We start from the raw sequence: 21,808 nt of genomic DNA on the forward strand, positions 1-21,808 counted from the left end.
GGGGGGTGCGGCTGTTGGTCCTCCCCCGCGCTGTCGGTGGGGGGGGGGCGGGGTTATCGCGTCCCCCGGCCCTCGTCCGTGCACAGGCCGGTCGGCCGCGAAACGCCGATCCCAACGCCCGCTAGGTGCCGTCCGGCCGCTCCCCTACCCTGTTCACGATGAGTGATTCCGGAACGCCCGCCGCGGGCCCGCGCGATGACCGGCTGCGGCTGTTCGCCTTCACCAGCGCGGAGAAGCGCGGGGAGTACCTGTGGGTGCTGCGGGCGTTCGACAACGCCAGGGCGAACTACGTGGTGCTGCTGCACGCGGGCGAGATCGCCGAGATCCTCGACCGGATCGCGGGCGACGACCAGGCCGGCCGGCTGGCCGGGACCGAGATCACGCCGCTACTCGAGCAGCTGCACCTGTGGGGTGTGCTGGAACGCAGCTACGACGGCAGCCGGGCGGCCACCCTCGCGGAGTACCGCAACCGGCACTTCGTGTACCAGTTCAGCCAGGCCGGCTACCAGGCTTACCGCGCCGTCGAGGACGTGCTCGGGGCCCGGCTCGAGGACGCCTCGCTCTCCCGCCTCGCGCTGCCCGACCTGCTGGCGGACATGCGGGAACTGGCCGAGGCGAACCGGGCCGCCGACGGCGACCTGATCTACCGCAAACTCAGCAGGCTCGATTCCACGCTGTCGGACATGGCGTCAAGGGCGGCCCAGTTCTACCTCACCCTCGGCGACCTGGTGCGCACCACCGAGATCACCCCCGAATCGTTCCTCGCGCACAAGGACGCGCTGCTGACCCACATGCGCGAGTTCAGCTCGGACCTCGCCCGGTACGCACCCAAGCTCGCTGGGGCCATCGCGGCCGTCGAGGAGACCGGGATCGACCGCCTGGTGGCCAGGGCCGCGGCCAGCGACGAGCGGGTGCTGCTGCCGCTGCACGAACGCGAGGACGACTGGCGGGCCCGCTGGTCGGGGCTCAAGCACTGGTTCGTCGCCGACGGCGGCGTGAGCGAATCGGACCGGCTGCGGGAGGGCACCATGAGCGCCATCGCCGCTGTCCTCTCGCTGCTGCGCCGCGTCACCGAGACGCGCAAGGGCGGCGTGAGCCGGGAGAGCCAGCTACGGCACCTGGCCGGCTGGTTCGCGGCGACCCCGACCGAGGACGCCGCGCACGCGCTGTACCAGGCCGTTTTCGACCTCGGCAGGCCGCGGCACCTGTCGATGCTGCACCCCGACGCCGACATCATCCCCGAGTCGCGGTCCTGGTGGGATGCCCCACCGGTGGAGATCTCGCGCACCCTCGCCGAGACCGGCCGTACCCCGTCCCCCGGCCTGCCCGGCCGGGTGCAACGCAACGACGCCAGCATCCGCCGACTGCGCGAGGGGCAGCTCGCGGCGCAGCGCGCCCGTGCCACCGCGGCGAAGTCGCTGGCCACCGGCGGCGTCTACGACCGGGTCCTCGACGAGGAGGAGACCGAGGTGCTGCTGAGCCTGCTCAACGCCGCGCTGACCGCGCGGGTGCCCGTGAGCGGTCGGGTCGGCAGCTCGACCGGCGCCGAGAACGGGGTCCGGTTGACGCTGCGCCCGCACGACGAGTCGACGACGGTCCAGACCGCCCGCGGCAGGCTGCACCTCGACCGGCTGCAGGTGAGCGTGCAGTGAGGGCGCGCGAGATCCCGTCGCTTGCGCTGGACTCCTACCAGCGCGCGGCCCGGATCATCCTCTCCAATCACCTTGTCACACAGAACTACCCGGACCGGATCGCGCTACCACTGCTGCGCAGGTGGGCCACCGAGCTGCGCGAGGATCTGCTCGAACTGTTCGGCTACCGGCTCGAGGTCACCGAGACGACGGCACGGCTGTTCACGGTGACCGACCGGCTGGACCCGACGGCGGCGGCCAGGACCGGCACCGACCGCACCTTCGACCGACACCGCTACGCCTATCTGGCGCTGTGTCTCGCGGCGCTCGGCCGGGCCGGGAACCAGATCACGCTCTCGGAGCTGGCGGATCACGTCGCGGCCGACGCCACGCAGGTCGACGGCGTGGAACTGTCCACCGAACGGGCAGCCGACAGGGACGCGTTCGTCGACGCGGTCGGCTGGCTGGCGGCACGGGGCGCCATCGCGCTCGCGGACGGTGACGCGGGCGGTTGGGCGGCCAACCCCAGCGCGGGCGAGGCGCTGTACGACATCGACCGCTCCGTCGTGGTCGCGCTCTTCCGTCCGCCGCGCGCCCTCCAGCACCTCACCTCCATCAGGGGCCTGCTGGCGGGACCGGAGGTACAGGTGGCCGACGAGGACGGGCTCGTGCCCGACCGGCCAACGGACCCAAGGGAGACCGCGAGGCGGGTCCGCCGGGCGTTGGTGGAACGCCCTGTCGTCTACGCGGACGAGCTCGACGACGACGAACGCCTGCAACTGGCGCTGCCGCGGACGGCGGCGGACGTCGAGATCCTCACCGGCCTTGCCGCCGAGCGGCGGGCCGAGGGCATCGCGTTGATCGACACGTCCGGCCGGATGTCCGATCTGCGCTTCCCCAGCACGGGCACCGTCGCCCAGGTCGCCCTGCTGCTGGCGGGCGAGATCGCGGACCGGGTCCTCGACCCGGACGCGAACGAACTCCTCCGGGTCCCTGCCCCGCAGTCCCGCACCGCCGCGCTGATCGACGCGCTCGACGGTGCCATCCCGGCGGCAGGGGTGTTCCAGGGTCTGGCCGAGGAGCCGACCGAGGACCCGGCATCGGATTCCGGGCCAGGCCCCGAGCCCGCGCTGTTCCCGCTCGTCGACGACGCCTGGATCGCGGCAGCGGTGGCCGAGCTGGTGCGACGGTTCGGCCGGACCTTCGCGGCCCAGTGGCAGGCCGACCACGACGGACTGCGAGTGCAGGCCGTCGCGCTGCTGGACAAGCAGCGATTGGTCCGGCGCACCGAGGGCGGCGTGCTCGTGCTGCCCGCGCTGGCGCGCTACCGCGGCGTCGTCGTGAACGTCCGCGACCGGGCGAGCCAGCCCGAATTGTTCACCGACGATCCCGAACTCGCAGCCCCGTCCGAAACAGTAGAGAAGTAGAGGCAGAATTCGCATGGCAAGCACGCGCTTTCGCCCGACCCGGGCCGGGATCATCAACCTCTGGGACTACCGCGACCAGGAGTTCTCCTTCGCCGACGGCCGCCTGGTGCTGCGCGGACCCAACGGCTCCGGCAAGACCAAGGCCCTCGAGGTGCTCTTCCCGTTCGTGCTCGACGGCCGCATCGAACCGCGGCGGCTGAACCCGTTCGCGGGCGAAGAGCGCACCATGAAGTCGAATCTGCTCTACCGCGGCCAGGACAGCGCGCACTCCTATGTCTGGATGGAGTTCGCCCGCGGATCCCATGCGGACCCCGAGGCGGTCACCGTCGGCATCGGGATGCGTGCCACCCGGCAGAACGACAAGGTCACCCGCTGGCACTTCGTCGCCGACGGGCGGGTGGGTGTCGATTTCTCCCTGCTCGGCGACGACGACCGCCCGCTGACCAAGCGGCAGCTCGCCGACCAGATCGGCACCGACGCGATCACCGACCGGCCCACCGACTATCGGGCCGCGATCGATGCCCGGCTCTTCGGCCTCGGCGCCGAACGCTACGACCAGCTGATCAACCTGATCCTCACCCTGCGCCGACCGCAGCTGGCGAAGAACCTCGACCCGAAGGGCCTCTCCCAGGCACTGACGGACGGCCTGCGCCCGCTCGACGAGCAACTGGTACTCGAGGCGGCCCGCTCGTTCAGCGACATGGAGGAGGTCGGCCGCGCGCTCGAGGGCCTGGCCGCCGCCGATCAGGCAGCGCAGGGCTTCGCCGGGGTGTACACCAAGTACCTCCGCCAGCAGGCAAGGGCGGACGTCGAGCAGGTGTCGCGGCGGCTCGAGTCCGTCGACCAGGGCATCGTCGCGCTGGCCGAGTCCGCGGAACTGCGGACCCGGCGCCAGGAGGAGCGGGTGGCGGCGGAGGAACGGTTCGACGCCGCCGAGCGCGCGCTCGATCAGGGTCGATCCGACCTCGAGACACTGCAACGGTCCGGCGCGTACGAGGGCAAGCAGCAGCTCGACGACCTGGCCGCCGTGGTCGCACAGCTCAAGATCTCGACCGAGCAGCAGCTCGACAAGGCCCACAAGGCGCAGGCCGGTCTCGAACAGCGCGCCGACGAGGCCGCGAGGTCCGCGAGCGCGGTTGCCCGCGCGGTGACGGCGCTGACCCGGGCCGAGGACGAACTGCAATCGGCGGCCGAGGACGCCGGCATCGCCTGGACGCCGCTGCCCGCGACCTCCCGCCCCGACCAGTTCGCGGCCGCGCTGCGCGGTCACGCCGAGGAGCGCGACGGCGATGTGCGCGCGGTGCGGGCCGCGCTCGTCACCGTCGAGAAGGCAGGGACCGAGCGGACCCGCGCCGACCGGGCCGCCGACAGAGGGGGCGAGCTGCTCGAGACGGCCAGGGCTGCCGTCGTGGCGGCCGAGGCGGCAACGGAACTCGCCCGCGCCGAATGTGCGGCGGCACTGCGGTCCTGGTGGACCGACCATTCCGCCCTGTTCGCCTCCATCGGGGTGAACAACACCCTGTTCGACGCGCTCGACTCCGCCCTGGCAGGCGCGGGCGATGACGAATCACCGAGTCTGGCAGCGGTGCTCACCGAGCACACCGAGGCCGGGCTCGACACGGTGCGGGCCACCCGGGCTCAGGCCGAGCTCGAGGGAGGCCAGTCGGCCGCGCTCGTCACCGAACTGTCCGCCGATCGGCACCGGATCTCCGCGGAAACCGATGATGCCCCGCCGCCGTTCGCCGCCAGGTGCGGCTCTCGCGAGGATCTGGCGGGCGCCCCGCTGTGGCGCCTGGTTCGCTTCGCCGACGGGGTGAACCGGGAGACGGCCGCCGGGGTCGAATCAGCGCTACAGGCCGCGAATCTGCTCGACGGGTGGGTGTACGGCGGCGAGGGGTCTGCCCCGGCAGCCGAGTCGGAGCAGTACCTGGTCGCGTTGCCGGAGGCGGACCGGCCCGCGGGCCCGACGCTCGCCGACCTGCTGACCGTCGAGGCCGACACCGGGGTGCCCGAGGAGAGGGTGCGTGCCATCCTGTCCTCGATCGCACTGCACAGCGGGCCCACCGAGCCGGCCGCCTCGGTCGGTGTCGGGGTCGACGGACGCTACCGGCAGGGCGTGCAACACGGCAGCCACAACAAGCCCGACGCCGAGTACATCGGCGCCACCGCGCGGGCCAGGCGACGAGAGCTGCGGCTGGCGGAACTCGACCACGCCATCGCGGAGGCCGAGCGGTCCCGCACCGAAGCCCTTGCCGCGCACCACGAGGCGGGCGAGCTCGCCGGACGGCTGACGGCCGCGTCGAAGGGCCTGCCACGGACCGCGCCGGTGCTCGCCGCACTCAAGTCGGTCACCGAGGCGGCCGGCGCCCTGCGCACCCGCTCGGAATCGGCAGGCACCACACAGCGCGAGCTGGACCAGGCGATCGCGGACCTTGGCGCGAAGGAGAAGCAACTGCGCGCGGCAGCGGTCGCGCACCGGACCCCGAATGCGGGCCGGGAACTCGACTCGCTCGCGGCGGCGATCCGGCACTTCGAGAAGCAGGGCGACCTGGTGCAGCGCTGTAGGCGCGAGCACGACAAGGAGGTCGAGCACCACCGCGAGTCGGACGACCGGCACAGCGAGGCCCGCGCGATCGCCGAGGAGTTCGCCGAGGAATCGGCGATCGCCGAGGAGAACTACGCACAGCAGGTGCAGCGATTGGCGATGCTGCGCGACAATCTCGGTGCGAGCGCCGAGCAGATCGACGCGGACCTGGAGAAGGTCCGCGCCCGGATCGAGGACCTCAAGTCGGAGCAACGGGCGGCCCGCAAGGCCAACGAGTCCGCCGTCGAGCAGATCGGCAAGGCGGAGGGCGCCCACGGCGCCGCGATCGAGGCGCTGCGCAGCGCGCTCACCGAGGCCAGGACCGACGCGGACCGGTTGGCGCCGTACGCCCGCCGCGACCTGCTCGAACTGTTGGGGATCACCGAGAACCACTCCTGGCCCGCGAGCGCGGCGGCGTGGTTGACCGCCGACCAGATCGTCTACCGGATCCAGAACGAGGACGGGACGAGCGCAGGCGCGTCGGTGCTCCCGGACGAGGTGGAGGCGCTCCACCGGGCGTTGACGGAGGCGACGGAGTCCGTGCGGGTCAGCGACGGGGCACGCAAGTCCACCAGGACCGCGCTGACCACCGCGCTGCAGGACTTCGATGCCCAGCTCGCGGCGGCGGGTCAGGACTACCGGCTGCAGTGGGACGCCCCGGACGGGCTCACCACGGTGCGGGTGCAGGACGAGCAGGGCTACTCATCGATCGGCGAGTTCGCGAGCCGCATCGCCGTCGCTCGCCAGGATCAGGAGCAGCTGCTCACCGAGTCCGAGCGCAGGATCCTCGAGGACGCGCTGTTGACCGGTCTCGCGCAGCAGATCCACGAACGCACGGTCGATGCGAGGGTACTCATCGCCCAGATGGGCACCGAGATGCGCGAGCGGCGGATGTCCTCGGGCAACACCATCGGCGTGCACTGGGTGCTGGCCGACAACCTCGACGAGAACTCGCGTGCGATCTCGAAGTTGCTCGACCGCGATGCCTCCGCACTGGGAGCCGACGAACTGGCCACCATGCGAGCGCATTTCGCCGCCCAGATCCGGTTGTCCCGGGCGGCACATCCGGAGCGGTCGTACCCCGAGATCCTGGCGACGGCACTGGACTACCGCCGCTGGCGGGTCTTCTCCTTCACCCTGATCGGCGGCGACGGCAGCGAGGATCGGCTGACCGTGGCCCGGCACGGCGCCCTCTCGGGCGGCGAGCAGTCGGTGTCGCTGCACCTGCCGCTGTTCGCGGCCGCACACGTGATGTTGTCGTCGGCGGACCCGCACTCGCCACGACTGCTGGGCCTCGACGAGGCATTCGCCGGTGTCGACGACAACGGCCGCAGCGAATTGCTCGGTCTGAGTGTGCAATTCGACCTGGACCTGTTCATGACCGGATACGACTTGTGGGTCACATACGCGGGCGTGCCCGGGTGCGCACACTACGACCTGGCGCATTCGACCGCGGAGCAGTCCGTGAGCGCCGCCCTGCTGGTCTGGACGGACGGCGAACTGCTGGCCGAGCACGACGGCAGCGATCTGGCGACCGCTCTCGGCTCGCCGCTGCGCCGCCGGGTCCTCGCCGCGGCGGAGGGCGGCCTGGAGTTCGCGCAGGTGTGAGGACCGATGCTGCCGCCGGGGTCGGCCTACCGGCAGGCGGGATCGTGGCGGCGGTACCGGCGCCCGGGACGGATCCGGACGCCGATACCGGTCACGTCAGTCCGAAGCCGTGTCGGCGGCCCGGCCGAGGTGACGGACGAAGAATCGGACCGAGCTGTCGCGCTCGTACTCGGGCACCTGGTTGTGCCTGCCCGGGTGGGCGTGCAGTGTCTTCTCCCTCGAGGCGAAGGCGTCGAACATCGCGACCGCAGAGGTGTGGTCGATTTCCTCCTCGTCCCACGGAATCCGGTACTCGACAGGGACGGTGACCTTTCTCGCCGCCTCGATCAGCGCGTCGTGCACGTAGACCCCACCGAAGCTCACGGCAGCGATCCGGGATTCGACCGCCGTCAACATCAGCCCGGTCACGACACCCAACGTCATTCCGCCGTAGCCGATCGGCGCTTCGGCGCCGATCTCGGGCAGCGCCTGCAGGGCGTCCAGGGTCGCCTGCCATTCCGGCACCGCACGCTCGGCCAGCGACATGTTGTAGTCGATGACGATCGGGGCGATCGGAGCGATCGCCGCCCTGGCCTGATGGATCGCGTCGACCCACCGTTGATCCTGACGGTTTCGCGGCCGGTCACCGTGTCCGGGCGCGTCGATGGCGGCGACGGTGAACCCATAGGTGGTCACGCTGTGGAGCGCGCTTGCCACCAGCCCCGGTGCCTTCTTGTGCATGCCGCCTGAGTGTCCCAACAGCAGCAGCGGTGAACCGACGGTCCCGGATGTGGGCGACCAGAGCACGCCGGTGATCTCATCCAGGGTGAAAGTACGTTCGATGACACCGTTCGACGATGTCTCAGAGGTGAAATGCATGGTGTTGCCTTTCGGGATCGCCTTGTTGTCGAGGCGCTCCCGGCGACACCTACGTCGATCGCCGAACCGTGAACACGAGTGGGAGCACCCACATGGTTACTGCGTTCATGGGTCCCACCTCCTCGCGTGATGTCACGGTCTCGCGCACGCTATCAACCTGAACCGAATCCCGTCCAACCATTTTCCGCCGCCCCATGACCCCGTTGCACGTGCGCGCGGAAGCGCCCCGAATCCCGAACGGCTAGGGCAGTTCCCGGATCACCCGGCACGGGTTGCCCGCCGCGAACACCCGCGACGGCACGTCCTTGGTCACCACGGAGCCCGCGCCGATCACCGCGTCGTCACCGATGGTCACGCCGGGACAGACGATCACTCCGCCGCCGAGCCAGACGTTGTCTCCGATCACGATCGGCGCCGCCGACTCCCACCGCTGCCGCCGCGCCTCGTGGTCCTCCATCGGATGCAGGGCGGTGAGCAGCTGGGCACGGGGACCGATCGAGACGTCGTTCCCGATCGTGATCGGCGCGCAGTCCATGAGGATCGCGTCGTAGTTCAGGAAGCTGTTCGAGCCGATCGTGATCAGCGAACCGTAGTCGCACTGGAATCGCGGCATGATCCAGGACCCATCGCCGATCGAGCCGAGTAGCCGCTTCAGCAGGTCGAGTCGCAGCGAATCCTCGTCGGCACCAGTGGCATTGAACTGGTCGAGCAGGCGCTGGCAGGCCTTCCGCTCCGCGACCAGGTCGGCGTCGTTGTCGCGGTAGAGTTCGCCGCGCAGCATTCGATCTCGTTGTTCCCCCATGACGCCGACCCTAGTCGACGGCATGGGGTGCCGTCAGCGCAGCGAGACCCCGAGCAGTCCGTCGACCGCATCCGCGAGCACACCGGGCGCCGACGCGTCCGAGCCGCCGTGGTCAACGGCCCACCTGGCCCAGGCGTCCACGGCATCGATCGCCTTCGGGGTGTCCAGGTCGTCCGTGAGGTGCTGACGGAGCCGGGCGATGGTGTCGTCCGCGGACTGCGCCGACCCCAGCGCGGCGGCGCGACGCCACAGCGCCAGGCGCTCCTCGGCCTCGGCGAGCACGTCGCCCGTCCAGGCCCGGTCGGTCCGGTAGTGCCCGGACAGCAGCCCCAGCCGGATCGCCATCGGATCGACGCCCTCGCCGCGCAGCTTCGACACGAACACCAGATTGCCGCGGCTCTTCGACATCTTCTCGCCGTCGAGTCCGATCATCCCGGTGTGCACGTAGTGCCGCGCGAATCGACGGTCCAGCACAAGGGATTCGGCGTGCGCGGCCGAGAACTCGTGGTGCGGGAAGATCAGATCGCTGCCGCCACCCTGCACGTCGAAGCCCGAGCCGATCCGGTTCAGCGCGATCGCGGAGCACTCGATGTGCCACCCCGGCCTGCCGGGACCGAACGGCGACGGCCAGGACGGCTCGCCCGGTCGCTCGGCGCGCCACACCAGCGCATCGAGCCGGTCCTGCTTCCCGGCCCGCTCGGGGTCTCCCCCGCGCTCGGCGAAGAACCGCTCCATGGTGTCGCGGTCGTATCCGGACTCGTAGCCGAACTGCTCGGTGGCATTCGCCCGGAAGTAGACGTCGGGGTACTCCTCGTCGTCGACCACGTACGCGGCGCCCGCGGCGAGCAGCTTCTCGACCATCTCGACGACCTCGTTCACCGATTCCACGGCGCCGATGTAGTCGCGGGGCGGCAGCACCCGCAGCGCCTCCATGTCCTCGCGGAACAGCGCCGTCTCCCGCATGCCGAGCACCACCCAGTCCTCGCCGTCACGGGCCGCGCGCTCGAAGAGCGGATCGTCGACGTCGGTCACGTTCTGCACGTAGTGCACGTCGTGCCCGGCGTCGCGCCAGAGGCGATTGACGAGGTCGAACGTCAGGTAGGTGGCCGCGTGCCCGAGGTGCGTGGCGTCGTAGGGGGTGATCCCGCACACGTACATGGTGGCGGTCTCGCCCGGGGTGACGGGCCGGACCCGGCGGTCCGCGGTGTCGAAGAGCCGCAGCGGCGGCCCCTGACCGGGAACGGAGGGAACGGCTGTGTCGGACCAGGACTGCATACGGACGAGCCTATCGGAGGGTCGGAAGTCGGCCGGAACGCGTTCCCGCTAGAACGCGGGCCACGGGATCGGCCGGTGGTCTCCTGGCAGCGGCATCACCGGGTCCGCGAGCATGCCCTCGGTCCGAGCCACCAGCGCGTCGACCTCCTCGCCGGTGATGTGCTCGCTCAGTCGGTCGGCCAGCGGGCCCCGCAGGCGCTCCGCGAGGGACTCGACATCGACGAGCAGCGCGCCGAGCACCGGCTGACCGGCCCAGCCCCACAACACGGTGCGGAGCTTGTCCTCGCTGTGCAGGCAGATCCCGTGATCGACGCCGTACACCGAACCGTCGATGCCCTCCAGCGCATGACCGCCCTTGCGGTCCGCATTGTTGAGCAGGACGTCGAGCACGGCCATCCGCTGCAGACGGGGGTCGTCGGCGTGGACCAGCGCCACCTGCTCGCCGTCGCCGTCGTACGCGAGGAGCACCTCGAACCACCCCGCTGGCACCTGATCGGGCGGGCAGATGTCGACAAGCGCCATCCGCTCACCCAACTCGCCGGTCGGTTCCGGGGTCTCCACCCAGCGTTGCACCATGCCGGGGCCGTACGGCCCGTCCCGCAGGATCGTCTCCGGGATCACGCCCCACCCGAGCGCCTCGGAGATCAGGTAGGACGCGACCTCGCGGCCGGCGAGGGTGCCGTCCGGAAAGTCCCACAGCGGGCGCTCACCGCGGATCGGTTTGTAGACGCAGCGGACGCTCTGCCCGTTCGTCGTGGCCTCACAGACCAGCGTGGCGTTGCTGGCACTGACGATCCGACCCAGCACTGACAGTTCGCCGGTGTGCAGCAACTCGGACTCCTCGTCCACGACGTGGTCGGCGGTCAACGGCTATTCCTCTTCGGGTAGTTCGTCGATGCGCTCGAAGTTCGCGCCGCGCCGGTAGCCGTTGGTGCGGATGCAGACATGGCCCTCCGGGGCCAGCGGCTCGCCGCACAGCGGGCACGGCGCGCGACCGGCCGCGATCACCCGAACCGACCGCAGCGCGAACGCCCTGGCCTGCTCCGGCGTCAGGAAGACCCGGACGGCGTCCGGCCCGTCCTCGGCGTCGTCGAGGACCACGGACTCGTCGAACTCCGACTCGCTGACCGCCAGCAGCTCGACGACGACCGAGCCCGCGTCCGCGTCCCAGCCCAGGCCCATCGTGCCGACCCGGAACTCGGCGTCGATCGGCGTCATCAACGGGCTGAGGTCCTCGAGTTCGACGTCCTGCGGCGGCACCGCCGTACCGAACCGGCGGTGGACCTCATCGAGCAGCAGCCCCATCCGGTCGGCCAGCACCTGCACCTGCTGCTTCTCCAGCAACACGCTGATCACGCGGGACTCGTGGATCGCCTGGAGATAGAAGGCACGGTCACCTGGCTCGCCGACGGTGCCGGCGATGAATCGATCAGGGGTGCGGAAAACGTGTATTGCTCGGGACATCAGCACCTCCGTCTGGTCGAGCGGTCGATATCTGTAACCGTGGTCGGGCGGAATCGCGGCGCGGGTCGCGTCCACGACGGGACCCGGGCCCCGATGCTCATTATCCGCCTCCCCTACTTTCCCATCTCGCCGCCGGGAACGGCATCCGACGATCCGACACCGGCGGGCTTGGCGGGCGCGCTGCCGTTGAGTCCCGACAGGTCACCGGTGTCGTTCATCCGCAGCACGAACGGTCGGGTCGCGGTGTAGCGCACCACGCTGACCGAGGCCGGATCGGCGACTATCCGCTGGAACCCGTCCAGATGGGTGCCGAGGGCATCGGCGAGCACCGACTTGATCACGTCGCCGTGCGTGCAGGCCAGCCACAGTACGTCGCCGCCGTGTTCCTCGGCGAGCCTGGCGTCGTGGGCCCGGATCGCGGCGACCGCCCTGGCCTGCACCTGCGCCAGGCCCTCGCCGTCGGGGAACACCGCGGCGGAGGGGTGCTGCTGCACCACCTTCCACAGCGGCTCCTCCAGCAGGTCCTTGATCGCCTGCCCGGTCCACGTGCCGTAGTCCACCTCGATCAACCGGTCGTCGGCGATCGGGTCCAGGTCCCGGTCCCGCGCCAACGGCTCGACGGTCCGTTCACAGCGCAGCAGCGGGGAACGCACGATCGCCGCCAGCGGCACGCCGGAGAGCCGATCCACCACCGCGCGGGACTGCTCCCTGCCGTGGTCGTCGAGATCGACGCCCGGTGACCGGCCGGCGAGCATGCCAGAGGTGTTGGACGTCGACCGCCCGTGCCGCAGCAGGATCACTGTCATGGACCCAGCCTAGGTCGCCGAGATCACGCCCGTGCCCAGCAACCCGAACACCAGCAGACCCAGGATGATCCGGTAGCCCACGAACCAGTACATCGAATGGTCGACCACGAACCGCAGCAACCACGCGATGGTGACGTACCCGATCACGAAAGCGATGAGGGTCGCGACGATCAACTGGGCCCCGCTCGCGTTGAGTCCCTCGCCCGCTGGCGCGAATGCGTCGGGGAGGCTGAACAATCCGGCCGCGGTGACCGCGGGGATCGCCAACAGGAACGAGTAGCGGGCGGCGGCCTCACGGGTGAGGCCGAGGAACAGGCCTGCGCTGATCGTGCCGCCGGACCGCGACACACCGGGGATCAGGGCCAAGGCCTGAGCGGAACCCATGATCACGCCGTCCTTGAGCGTGAGCTGTTCGATCGGCCTGCGCTTGCGCCCGTAGTACTCGGCCGCGGCGATCACCAGCGCGAAGACGATGAGCATGGACGCGACCAGCCACAGGTTGCGCGCCCCGGTGCGGACCTGGTCCTTGAAGAGGAACCCGAGGACGCCGACGGGGATGGTGCCGACGATGACGTACCAGCCCATCTTGTAATCGTGATCGCCGCGCTTGTCCGGGTCGAACAGGCCACGGAACCACGCCGTCGCGATCCGCCAGATGTCCCTGGCGAAGTAGACGAGCACCGCGGCCTCGGTGCCGAGTTGGGTCACCGCGGTGAAGGAGGCGCCCGCGTCGGTGTCCCAGAACAGTTCCGACACGATACGAAGGTGGCCGGAGGAGGAAATCGGCAGGAACTCGGTGAGCCCCTGGACCACTCCGAGGACGATGGCCTGCAGCCATGTCATCGATTCCACGATCACTGGCGGACTCCCGGGGACACGGTAACGCGGCAAAGAAGATTCACGGGAGCGACCGTACCCGGCGCGCCCCCGGGGCGCGCGCCGCACGGCACCACTACGCTCCCCTTCTTGTGGTGATCGAATTATGAGGCAGCGTGCGGTCGGCGACAGCGGACTCCGGGTGTCCCGCATCGGACTCGGCACTCTCGGCTGGGGCCGGGACACGGACGGCGTCGAGGCCGCGGCCCAGTTGATGGGTTTCGCGGAATCCGGTGGCACCCTGGTCGATTCGGCACCGTTCTATGGCGACGGCGTTTCGCAGCGGATCCTGGCGGAGCTGCTCGACGACGTGGTGCCGCGCAACCAGCTGGTGTTGAGCAGCAGCGCGGGCATCCATCCCGGCCGAGAACGCCTCGACTGCTCGCGCCGCGCGCTCATCGGTCAGCTCGACGCGACCCTCAAGGAGCTGGGCACCGACCACCTCGACCTCTGGCAGGTCGCGACCTGGGATCCCTTCACCCCGGTCGAGGAGGTGGCCTCGGCGCTCGAGTTCGCTGTCGCGACCGGGCGCGCCCGCTACGTCGGGGCGCGCGGCCATCTGGGCTGGCAGCTGGCCACCGCGGCGGCGGGCACGAAGCTCATCGCCACCCAGGCCGAGTACTCGCTGCTCGCGCGCGGGGTGGAGGACGAACTGATCCCGGCCGCGGACCACCACGGCATCGGCCTGCTGGCCGCGGTCCCGCTGGCGGGCGGCGTGCTCACCGGCAAGTACCGCGACGGCATCCCCGCCGACTCCCGCGGCGCCACCGAGACAGGCGCGGACCTGGTCGTCGGATACCTGAACGCCGACCACACCGCCCGGGTCGTCGAGGCCGTCGTCACGGCGGCCGACGGGCTCGGGGCCTCCCCGCTGGCCGTGGCGCTGGCGTGGGTGTGCGACCGGCCGGGGGTGGCGAGCGCCATCGTCGGCGCCAGGGACTACGCCCAGCACACCGGTGTGCTGGCGGCCGAGGACCTGGAGCTGCCTGCCGCGATCGCCGCGGCGCTCGACGACGTCAGCGCCTGACCGCCCGCTCCCGCGGGCAGGCGCTCCCCGATCGCTCCGCGGGCACCGCTCCGGCGACCTACGCTGAAGGGGTGCCGTCGCCGTCGATGCCGCAGACCGAGCTCCACAGCCGGTTCGCCCGCGCACGGGTCGCGAGGCTGGCCACGGTCGGGGCCGACGGACTGCCGCACCTGGTGCCGGTGGTCTTCGCGATGGCGGGCGGGGTGATCTACACGGCGGTCGACGACAAGCCCAAGTCGACGCGGCGGCTGCGGCGGCTCGACAACATCACCGCGACCGGGCGGGTCAGCCTGCTGGTCGACGAGTACGCCGAGGACTGGTCGCGACTCTGGTGGATCCGCGTCGACGGCGCGGCGCGTGTGCTCGACGACGACGCGCAGTGCCGGATCGGCATCGACGCGCTCGTGCGGAAGTACGTGCAGTACACGGCGTCTCCGCCCGGGGGTCCGGTGGTCGCGATCGGTCCGGAGCGGTGGGTCTCCTGGTCCGCCCTGGACACCTGATCTACTAGGGCAGGCTAACCTTGTATGAATTGCGCTTCCGAAGAGCTACAGGAGAAACGATGACAATGCTCGATTCCGGTGTCGACGCCGCGGATGATGCGACCGGATTGGCCGAGCGGATCAGGACGCAGACCGACGCTGCGCACCGCCAGACCGAGCAGTCACGCTTCGTGGGTGATCTCCTCGCGGGCAAGCTGACCAGCGCCGGATACGCGGCCCTGCTCGGCCAGACCTACCTGGTGTACCTCGCCCTCGAGGAGGCGGGCCGTGCCCAGGCATCGAACCCGATCGTGGCGGAGTTCCTCGGCGACGAGCTCCTGCGCACCGAGGCACTCGAGGCCGACCTGGAGTTCCTGCTCGGCGCGAACTGGCGCGACGAGGTCACCCCGTTGCCTGCCACCACCCGGTATGTCGAGCGGCTCAACGAGATCGCGTTCGACTGGCCCGCGGGCTTCGTGGCGCACCACTACATCCGCTACATGGGCGACCTCTCGGGCGGGCAGATCATCCGCCGGATGCTCGAGCGCGCCTACGGCTACACCACCGACGGCCTGCGCTTCTACATCTTCGACCAGATCGAGAAGCCCAAGCTCTACAAGGACGCCTACCGGGGCAAGCTCGACGCCGCGCCGCTGTCCGCGGACGAGCAGCAGCGCCTGATCGACGAGGTGATCCTGGCCTACCGTCTCAACGGAGATCTGTTCGCGGACCTCGAGGCCGAGATCGAGAGCTACCTCGTCAAATGAGCCGACTGCTCGGCGCTCGGGGCGCGCGATTGCTGGCCATCGCGCTGGCCGCCGCGGCGATGACCACTGCCTGCGCGACCGGCGGCGACGCGCCGACCGGCGCTCAGACGGGCCGGACCACGGCCACCCTCGAGAGCCTGGACCCCGATCCGATCGCGGAGCACCCGGTCTCGACGCTGCCGGTGACCGTCCGCAGCGCGGACGGCGTCGACGTGACGATCACCGACACCAGCCGGATCGTCGCGGCCGATCAGTACGGCACCCTCACCGAGACGGTCTACGCGCTCGGTTTCGGTGACCGCCTCGTCGGCCGGGACATCGCGGCGAAGTTCCCCGCCGTCGAGTCGGTTCCCAACGTCACCCCGAGCGGCCGCCAGCTGTCCGCCGAGGCGATCTTGAACCTGCACCCCACCGTGGTGCTCACCGATGCCAGCATCGGGCCGCGGGCCGTGCAGGACCAGTTGCGCGCGGCGGGCATCCCCGTCGTCTTCTTCGACGCCGCCCGCGCACTGGCGAGCGTTCCCGACCAGATCCAGGCCGTCGCCGATGCGCTCGGGGTTCCCGCCGAGGGCACCGCGCTGCGCGAGCGGACCGCGGCCGAGATCGCCGACGCCGCGGCCCTCGTTCCGACGAACGCCGACCCGCTGACCATGGCGTTCCTCTACATGCGCGGCCCCGCGATCACCATGCTCGCCGGCCCCGGCTCGGGCGCCGACTCGCTGATCGAGGGGCTGGGAGCCACCGACGCGGGGACCGCGGCCGGACTCACCAAGGACTTCACGCCGATCACCAGTGAGGCGATGATCGCGGCGGCGCCGGACGTGTTCCTCATGATGACGGGCGGCCTCGAGTCCATCGGTGGGGTCGAGGGCCTGACAGCGATCCCTGGCATCGCGCAGACCCCTGCCGGTCGCAATGAGCGGATCGTCGACATGCAGGACGGCGTCCTGCTCAGCTTCGGACCGCGTACCGGCGCCGTCCTGAAGGCACTGGCGACGGCCGTATACGGCCCACCCGCCCAGTGACCACCACGACGGCCGCCCCCGCGGCCGCGCCGCCGCGCAGGCGGCTCCGCGGCGGGGCGTTCCTGGCCGCCCTGAGCGTCGCGCTCCTCGTGCTCGCGCTGATCTCCGCCTGCGTCGGGCAGGTGCCGACCGCGCCGATGGAGGTGATCGGCAGCGTCCTGCACCGCATCGGTCTCGACCTCGGGCCCATGCCCGCGCACCCGAGCGGCGAGGTCACCCTCTGGCAGGTCCGGTTCCCGCGGGTCGCGCTGGCGATCGTGGTCGGCGCCGGACTCGCCTGCGCGGGCGCCCTCCTGCAGGGTGTGTTCGCGAACCCGCTCGCCGAGCCCGGCGTCATCGGCGTCTCCGCGGGCGCCGCGGTGGGGGCGAGCGCCGTGATCGTCACCGGCGGCGCGTTCGTCGCCGGTCCCCCCGTCGCGGCGGCCGCCTTCGTCGCGGGGCTCATCACCACCGCCCTGGTGTACCTGTTGGCCCGGTCCGAGGGCCGCACCGAGGTGGTGACCCTGGTGCTGACCGGCATCGCGATCAATGCGTTCGCGGGCGGCCTGATCGCATACTTCACCTTCGCCGCCTCCCCCGCGGCCCGCGACCAGATCGTGTTCTGGCAGCTCGGCAGCCTCAACGGCGCCACATGGACCTCGGTGGCAATCGTCGCGCCGATGGCGGCCGTCGGCATCGCGGTGACCATGATGATGGCGACCAAACTGGATCTGCTGGCCCTCGGCGAGAGCGCGGCAGCGCATCTCGGCGTGAACGTCGAACGGGTGCGCCAGCTCGCGGTCGTGGTCGTCGCGCTGCTCGTCGCCTCGTCGGTGGCGTTCACCGGCATCATCCTGTTCGTCGGCCTGGTGGTGCCGCACCTGATGCGGATGATCGTCGGTCCCGGCCATCGCCTGCTGATCCCCGCCAGCGCGCTGGGCGGGGCGATACTGCTGCTCGCCGCGGACCTCGGCGCCCGCACGCTGGTGCCCAACGCAGACCTGCCGCTCGGCATGCTCACCTCGCTGGTCGGCGGCCCGTTCTTCTTCTGGCTGCTGCGCCGGACCCGTCGCCAGCAGGGTGGGTGGGCGTGATGGCGACGCTGGCGGCGCAGCTGCGCAATCTGTTCGCGCGCGAGCTCGAGGTGCCGGAACGACGAGAGCAGGGCGCGGTGAGCATGCGCGCGGTGGACGTGAGCGTGGACCGCGGGCAGCGCCGGGTACTGGACTCCGTCTCGCTCGACGTGCGCGTCGGCGAGGTTCTCGCCCTCGTCGGGCCCAACGGCGCTGGCAAGTCCACGCTGCTCGCAGCGATGGCGGGCGATCAGGCGATCGCCGAGGGCCATGTCGAGCTAGACGGCAGGCCGCTGGGCCGCTGGACCGGCACCGACATGGCCCAGCGCCGGGCGGTACTCCCGCAGCAGCACACCGTCGGGTTCTCGTTCACCTCCCTCGAGGTGGTCCGGATGGGTCGGGCACCGTGGACACGCACCGCCTGCCGGGATGAGGACGCCGAGGCGGTGCGCGAGGCCATGGAGGCGTGCGACGTCGCCGCGTTCGCGGAGCGGCCGTTCGCCGCGCTCTCGGGCGGCGAACGCTCGCGCGTGGCCCTGGCCCGGGTTTTCGCCCAGCGCACCGAGACGCTGCTGCTGGACGAGCCGACCGCGGCGCTCGACCTCGGCCACCAGGAGGCGGTGATGTCCCTCGTGCGCGAGCGCGCGCGGGCGGGCACCGCGGTCGTGGTGGTGCTGCACGACCTCGCGCTGGCCGCGGCCTATGCGGACACCGTGGCAGTCCTGGAGGCAGGCTCGCTGGCCGCGTACGGCAGCCCACGCGAGGTGCTCACCGAGGACCTGCTCAGCCGCGTGTACGGCCACCCCGTCGAGGTGATCGCGCATCCGCGCTCGGGCGCCCAGTTGGTCTTGCCGCAGCGGAACTGAGCCGAGTGTGCAGCTGCGGGCGCATCGGCCGAGTGCGGGCGGCGGCAACTGCACACTCGGAGGGGCACGCGCTCAGCGTCGGTCGAGTATCGAGCTGAGCCGACCCAGCAGCGCCCGGAGGGTGGTGCCGGTTGCGGTTCCCGGATTGACCGAGTCCGCCGCGGCGACGGCGTCCCGCACCGCCGCGGCGATGCTGCGCTCGTCGGTCAGGTCCACGGTGATCATCGACCGCTCGGCGGTCGCGACCACGTCCGACTTGTCGGGGACGGTGGACTCGAGGTCCGCGCGATACACCTCGACGAAGAGGGTGCTGCGGCGGACGCGGAAGGCGAAGGCCTGGCCGTCCGCGTTCGTACCGAATCCGTGTGCGTACGGACCGACGCTCAGGTCCTCCAACGCGAACCCGGGGATCCTGCCTGAGTCCACCCCGCCTCCTCCCCGCCGCGGTCGACGCCTGTGCCGGACGCCGGCCCAGGTGCATTCACGGTAGACCCGATCCGGCCCGCGGGCCCGAGTCGGATTATTCGGACGAGACGCGATCAGGGATGCTAGGGGGCGGACACGGTGAACATCGGGCGACGGGTCGGCGGCGGGGCACGCCGCGACCTCGAACACCGGCGCCGAAGAGCGACTGAGGAGACGTACATGCGGGTACCGGCGGGACGCACAACCACGGTCTTGGCGGGTGCGCTGTTATTGCTGGTCACCGGCTGTTCCTCGAAGGACGAGGGAGAGAACCTCAAGACCATCGAGCCCGCAACGGCGGCGGTCTCCCCCGCGACCGTCGCCCCGCCCGCGGGCACCGTGCGGCCGCTCCCCGGCGCTGTCGAGACGGCGGCGTTCGACCCGAAGACCGGGACCGTGGCCTTGCTCACACCCGACGCGGACCGGCTCCTGCTGCTGCCCGCCGCCGATCCCGCAGCGGCCCCGCGTGAGGTCCAATTGCCCGGCGGCGTGGCGAATCTCGGCGCGGCGCGCGACGGCGTGTTGCTGGTACCCGCAGGCCGCGCCGTGGTCCGGGTGGACCTGGCCTCCGGTCAGACGACCACCGTCGAGGTCGACGGCGACGTCAGCTCCGCCGCGCTCCTCGAGTCCGGCGCGACGGCGGTCGGCACCGCCGACGGCTCCGTCCTCGTCCTCGACTCCGCAGGAAAGGAAACCGAGCGGATCTCGGGACTCGCGTCCGTCGACGCGCTCGGCGTCACCGGCGAGCAACTGACCGCCCTCGATCGCAGGCAGACCTCCGTCACCGAGATCGACATCCCGGACAAGCACCTCGGCCGCGCCCTGCGGGCAGGCGAGGGTGCCACCAACCTCACCACCGACCACTTCGGCCGGGTGCTCGTCACCGACACCCGCGGTAGCGAACTGATCGCCCTGACCACCGATCCTCTGATGATGCGTCAGCGCTTCCCGGTCCCGAACTCGCCCTACGGCATCGCCTACGACGACACGGCCAACCTGGTCTGGGTCACGCTGACCGGCAGCAACGAGGTGATCGGTTACGACCTCTCGAGTGGCATCCCGGTCGAGAAGCGTCGCTTCCCCACCGTCCGCCAGCCCAACGCGGTGACCGTCGACCCCGGCACAGGAACGCTCTTCGTCGGTTCGGCGACCGGCGACGGGCTGCAGTCGATCGACACCAGGGCACAGTCATGACGGTTGTCACCGCCGACGCTCACCCGACCGGAATCTAGGGAGATTCGTTGTACAGCCTGCTGCTTCGCCTCATGTTCCGCCTCCAGCCGGAACGAATTCACCACATCGCGTTCCGCGCCATGCGGCTGGTCACCGCCGTCGGGCTGGTGCGCGCACTGGTCGCCAAGGTGCTCACCGTCTCCGATCCGGTGTTGCGCACCCGCGTGTTCGGGGTGGACTTCCCGGCTCCACTCGGCCTGGCCGCCGGGTTCGACAAGGACGCGACCGGCGTGAACGCCTGGGGGCCACTCGGGTTCGGCTTCGCCGAGGTCGGCACCGTCACCGCGCAGGCACAGCCCGGTAACCCCGCGCCGCGCCTTTTCCGGCTGCCCGCCGACCGCGCGCTGATCAACCGGATGGGCTTCAACAACCACGGTGCAGGCCACGCGGCGAACCAGCTGCGCCAGCGGCGCAACGGGGTGCCAATCGGCGCGAACATCGGCAAGACCAAGGTCGTGCCCGCGGCCGAGGCCGACGCCGACTACACGGCCAGCGCCCGATTGCTGGGACCGCTCGCCGATTTCATCGTCGTCAACGTCAGCTCCCCCAACACGCCCGGTCTGCGCGACCTGCAGGCCGTCGAGTCGCTGCGTCCGCTGTTGCGCGCCGTGCAGGGCGCCGTGGACGTCCCGGTGCTGGTGAAGATCGCACCGGATCTGTCCGACGAGGACGTCGACGCGGTCGCGGACCTCGCGGTCGAGCTCGGCCTGGCCGGCATCGTGGCCACCAATACGACGATCAGCCGGAGCGGCCTGCGCACACCGGAGTCCGACGTCACCGCGATCGGCGCGGGCGGGTTGTCCGGTCCTCCTGTCGCGGACCGGTCGCTGGAGGTCCTGCGTCGCCTGTACCTGCGCGTCGGGGACCGGCTGGCGCTGATCTCCGTCGGCGGCATCGAGACCGCCGACCAGGCCTGGGAGCGAATCCTGGCAGGCGCCAGCCTTGTTCAGGGCTACACCGGGTTCATCTACGGGGGCCCGTTCTGGATGCGCCGGATCCACAAGGGCCTGGCACAGCGGGTCCGAGCCGCCGGCTACTCCTCGCTGTCCGAGGCGGTCGGTGCCGAGCACCGCGCCTGAGCCGTTGACGTGATGCGTCACGCGCCGGTCGTCGCCGGTTGCCTGTTGAGCTGGCTGCTCGGTGCGGTCGTCGTGCGACTCGGTTTGGACTGGGCCGACACCTTTCCGTACAGCGCGGCGTCCGAGCGTCGCTATCTCGGCGTCGCCGTGGTCGCGCTGCTGGTGGCGATCGGCGGTTCGGTCACCACGCTGCTCGTCGCTCGCCGTCGGCAGCGCCGAGACTGAACGGCCCTATCGACCCCAGCCGTTGCCGTTGAACGGGATGATCGTGGTCCGGGTCCCATCGGGATGCCGGGGTGCCACCGAGGAGTACCTGCTGGCCGCCCGGTCATGGAGCAGGTTTCCAGGGCGCAGGAACTCCAGACCTGACCGGACCCACCAGAACCGAGGACGAACCGCGGGCTGATCGAGGCGGTGTTCAGGTTCGATCGGTTCCTTCCTGACGTAGTGGTTCATGTCCAGATTCTAGGCTCCCAAACCC

General features: G+C 70.8%; 21 protein-coding genes. 12 read left to right on the plus strand and 9 right to left on the minus strand.

Annotation, left to right across the window (positions count from 1 at the left end):
• Positions 1-158: 158 nt before the first annotated feature.
• Genes ACWFRB_RS11180 through ACWFRB_RS11190 form a run of 3 tightly spaced genes read left to right on the plus strand, consistent with a single transcriptional unit; the run spans position 159 to position 7,250 of the window.
• Complete coding sequence (locus ACWFRB_RS11180; RefSeq protein ID WP_452640990.1) at positions 159-1,652, plus strand: TIGR02677 family protein; 1,494 nt, start codon at positions 159-161, stop codon at positions 1,650-1,652.
• On the plus strand, positions 1,649-3,058 hold the full coding sequence (locus tag ACWFRB_RS11185; protein ID WP_452640991.1) for a DUF2398 family protein: 1,410 nt from the start codon (positions 1,649-1,651) through the stop codon (positions 3,056-3,058). Before ACWFRB_RS11180 ends, ACWFRB_RS11185 begins: the two co-directional genes overlap by 4 nt.
• Positions 3,059-3,071: 13 nt before the next feature.
• Positions 3,072-7,250 (plus strand): TIGR02680 family protein, encoded by a 4,179-nt coding sequence (locus ACWFRB_RS11190; protein WP_452640992.1) that lies wholly within the window; start codon positions 3,072-3,074, stop codon positions 7,248-7,250.
• A gap of 96 nt (positions 7,251-7,346) precedes the next feature.
• Here the strand turns inward: ACWFRB_RS11190 and ACWFRB_RS11195 are convergent, their stop codons facing one another.
• From ACWFRB_RS11195 to ACWFRB_RS11225, 7 genes are all read right to left on the minus strand, one after another.
• The gene (locus ACWFRB_RS11195) at positions 7,347-8,108 is read right to left on the minus strand and encodes an alpha/beta hydrolase (RefSeq protein ID WP_452640993.1); all 762 of its coding nucleotides are present in this window, start codon (positions 8,106-8,108) and stop codon (positions 7,347-7,349) included.
• Positions 8,109-8,349: 241 nt separating this feature from the next.
• The gene (locus ACWFRB_RS11200; RefSeq protein WP_452640994.1) at positions 8,350-8,910 is read right to left on the minus strand and encodes a sugar O-acetyltransferase; all 561 of its coding nucleotides are present in this window, start codon (positions 8,908-8,910) and stop codon (positions 8,350-8,352) included.
• Between the two features lie 33 nt (positions 8,911-8,943).
• A complete protein-coding gene (gene mshC, locus ACWFRB_RS11205) occupies positions 8,944-10,185 on the minus strand; it encodes a cysteine--1-D-myo-inosityl 2-amino-2-deoxy-alpha-D-glucopyranoside ligase (protein ID WP_452640995.1) in 1,242 nt (413 codons plus the stop codon).
• Between the two features lie 48 nt (positions 10,186-10,233).
• Positions 10,234-11,052: an SCO1664 family protein gene (locus ACWFRB_RS11210; protein ID WP_452640997.1), complete on the minus strand. Its 819-nt coding sequence runs from the start codon at positions 11,050-11,052 to the stop codon at positions 10,234-10,236.
• 3 nt (positions 11,053-11,055) lie between these two features.
• On the minus strand, positions 11,056-11,649 hold the full coding sequence (locus tag ACWFRB_RS11215) for a DUF3090 domain-containing protein (protein WP_077043673.1): 594 nt from the start codon (positions 11,647-11,649) through the stop codon (positions 11,056-11,058).
• Between the two features lie 113 nt (positions 11,650-11,762).
• On the minus strand, positions 11,763-12,455 hold the full coding sequence (locus ACWFRB_RS11220; RefSeq protein WP_452640998.1) for a histidine phosphatase family protein: 693 nt from the start codon (positions 12,453-12,455) through the stop codon (positions 11,763-11,765).
• A gap of 9 nt (positions 12,456-12,464) precedes the next feature.
• Complete coding sequence (locus ACWFRB_RS11225) at positions 12,465-13,310, minus strand: undecaprenyl-diphosphate phosphatase (RefSeq protein WP_452641088.1); 846 nt, start codon at positions 13,308-13,310, stop codon at positions 12,465-12,467.
• 127 nt (positions 13,311-13,437) lie between these two features.
• On the opposite strand from ACWFRB_RS11225, the gene ACWFRB_RS11230 reads away from it, so the two are divergent.
• The 6 genes from ACWFRB_RS11230 to ACWFRB_RS11255 all read left to right on the plus strand — a co-directional run bounded on the left by ACWFRB_RS11230 (position 13,438) and on the right by ACWFRB_RS11255 (position 18,550).
• A complete protein-coding gene (locus ACWFRB_RS11230; protein ID WP_452640999.1) occupies positions 13,438-14,358 on the plus strand; it encodes an aldo/keto reductase in 921 nt (306 codons plus the stop codon).
• Between the two features lie 71 nt (positions 14,359-14,429).
• Positions 14,430-14,861 carry a TIGR03668 family PPOX class F420-dependent oxidoreductase gene (locus ACWFRB_RS11235; RefSeq protein WP_452641000.1) on the plus strand — a complete coding sequence of 144 codons (432 nt, stop codon included), beginning with the start codon at positions 14,430-14,432 and terminating at the stop codon, positions 14,859-14,861.
• Positions 14,862-14,920: 59 nt separating this feature from the next.
• Entirely contained in the window at positions 14,921-15,607 is a 687-nt protein-coding gene (locus ACWFRB_RS11240; protein WP_452641001.1) for a biliverdin-producing heme oxygenase, read from the plus strand.
• The gene (locus ACWFRB_RS11245; RefSeq protein WP_452641002.1) at positions 15,604-16,632 is read left to right on the plus strand and encodes a heme/hemin ABC transporter substrate-binding protein; all 1,029 of its coding nucleotides are present in this window, start codon (positions 15,604-15,606) and stop codon (positions 16,630-16,632) included. Before ACWFRB_RS11240 ends, ACWFRB_RS11245 begins: the two co-directional genes overlap by 4 nt.
• Positions 16,629-17,705 carry a FecCD family ABC transporter permease gene (locus ACWFRB_RS11250; RefSeq protein WP_452641004.1) on the plus strand — a complete coding sequence of 359 codons (1,077 nt, stop codon included), beginning with the start codon at positions 16,629-16,631 and terminating at the stop codon, positions 17,703-17,705. The genes ACWFRB_RS11245 and ACWFRB_RS11250 overlap by 4 nt, the downstream gene beginning before the upstream one ends.
• Entirely contained in the window at positions 17,705-18,550 is an 846-nt protein-coding gene (locus ACWFRB_RS11255) for a heme ABC transporter ATP-binding protein (RefSeq protein ID WP_452641090.1), read from the plus strand. The genes ACWFRB_RS11250 and ACWFRB_RS11255 overlap by 1 nt, the downstream gene beginning before the upstream one ends.
• Before the next feature lie 72 nt (positions 18,551-18,622).
• Here ACWFRB_RS11255 and ACWFRB_RS11260 read toward each other — a convergent pair whose 3' ends face one another.
• Positions 18,623-18,976 (minus strand): hypothetical protein, encoded by a 354-nt coding sequence (locus ACWFRB_RS11260; RefSeq protein WP_452641006.1) that lies wholly within the window; start codon positions 18,974-18,976, stop codon positions 18,623-18,625.
• Between the two features lie 219 nt (positions 18,977-19,195).
• Here ACWFRB_RS11260 and ACWFRB_RS11265 point away from each other — a divergent pair, with 219 nt between their 5' ends.
• Genes ACWFRB_RS11265 through ACWFRB_RS11275 form a run of 3 tightly spaced genes read left to right on the plus strand, consistent with a single transcriptional unit; the run spans position 19,196 to position 21,552 of the window.
• Complete coding sequence (locus ACWFRB_RS11265) at positions 19,196-20,209, plus strand: YncE family protein (RefSeq protein ID WP_452641008.1); 1,014 nt, start codon at positions 19,196-19,198, stop codon at positions 20,207-20,209.
• 47 nt (positions 20,210-20,256) lie between these two features.
• Positions 20,257-21,327, plus strand: coding sequence for a quinone-dependent dihydroorotate dehydrogenase (locus ACWFRB_RS11270; protein ID WP_452641009.1), 1,071 nt, complete (start codon positions 20,257-20,259; stop codon positions 21,325-21,327).
• A gap of 12 nt (positions 21,328-21,339) precedes the next feature.
• Positions 21,340-21,552 carry a hypothetical protein gene (locus tag ACWFRB_RS11275; protein WP_452641011.1) on the plus strand — a complete coding sequence of 71 codons (213 nt, stop codon included), beginning with the start codon at positions 21,340-21,342 and terminating at the stop codon, positions 21,550-21,552.
• 6 nt (positions 21,553-21,558) lie between these two features.
• On the opposite strand, the gene ACWFRB_RS11280 is transcribed toward ACWFRB_RS11275, so the two are convergent.
• A complete protein-coding gene (locus ACWFRB_RS11280; protein WP_452641012.1) occupies positions 21,559-21,783 on the minus strand; it encodes a hypothetical protein in 225 nt (74 codons plus the stop codon).
• Positions 21,784-21,808 lie beyond the last annotated feature (25 nt).

The sequence above is a fragment of the Rhodococcus sp. NPDC055112 genome (assembly GCF_053607505.1).

What these genes read in the sequence shown, in the direction of transcription:
- ACWFRB_RS11180 (WP_452640990.1), top strand. Translation starts at nt 159, where the DNA reads ATGAGTGATTCCGGAACGCCCGCCGCGGGCCCGCGCGATGACCGGCTG.
- ACWFRB_RS11190 (WP_452640992.1), top strand. Translation starts at nt 3,072, where the DNA reads ATGGCAAGCACGCGCTTTCGCCCGACCCGGGCCGGGATCATCAACCTC.
- ACWFRB_RS11195 (WP_452640993.1), bottom strand. Translation starts at nt 8,108, where the DNA reads ATGCATTTCACCTCTGAGACATCGTCGAACGGTGTCATCGAACGTACT.
- ACWFRB_RS11200 (WP_452640994.1), bottom strand. Translation starts at nt 8,910, where the DNA reads ATGGGGGAACAACGAGATCGAATGCTGCGCGGCGAACTCTACCGCGAC.
- mshC (WP_452640995.1), bottom strand. Translation starts at nt 10,185, where the DNA reads ATGCAGTCCTGGTCCGACACAGCCGTTCCCTCCGTTCCCGGTCAGGGG.
- ACWFRB_RS11215 (WP_077043673.1), bottom strand. Translation starts at nt 11,649, where the DNA reads ATGTCCCGAGCAATACACGTTTTCCGCACCCCTGATCGATTCATCGCC.
- ACWFRB_RS11220 (WP_452640998.1), bottom strand. Translation starts at nt 12,455, where the DNA reads ATGACAGTGATCCTGCTGCGGCACGGGCGGTCGACGTCCAACACCTCT.
- ACWFRB_RS11230 (WP_452640999.1), top strand. Translation starts at nt 13,438, where the DNA reads ATGAGGCAGCGTGCGGTCGGCGACAGCGGACTCCGGGTGTCCCGCATC.
- ACWFRB_RS11240 (WP_452641001.1), top strand. Translation starts at nt 14,921, where the DNA reads ATGACAATGCTCGATTCCGGTGTCGACGCCGCGGATGATGCGACCGGA.
- ACWFRB_RS11245 (WP_452641002.1), top strand. Translation starts at nt 15,604, where the DNA reads ATGAGCCGACTGCTCGGCGCTCGGGGCGCGCGATTGCTGGCCATCGCG.
- ACWFRB_RS11255 (WP_452641090.1), top strand. Translation starts at nt 17,705, where the DNA reads ATGGCGACGCTGGCGGCGCAGCTGCGCAATCTGTTCGCGCGCGAGCTC.
- ACWFRB_RS11265 (WP_452641008.1), top strand. Translation starts at nt 19,196, where the DNA reads ATGCGGGTACCGGCGGGACGCACAACCACGGTCTTGGCGGGTGCGCTG.
- ACWFRB_RS11275 (WP_452641011.1), top strand. Translation starts at nt 21,340, where the DNA reads ATGCGTCACGCGCCGGTCGTCGCCGGTTGCCTGTTGAGCTGGCTGCTC.
- ACWFRB_RS11280 (WP_452641012.1), bottom strand. Translation starts at nt 21,783, where the DNA reads ATGAACCACTACGTCAGGAAGGAACCGATCGAACCTGAACACCGCCTC.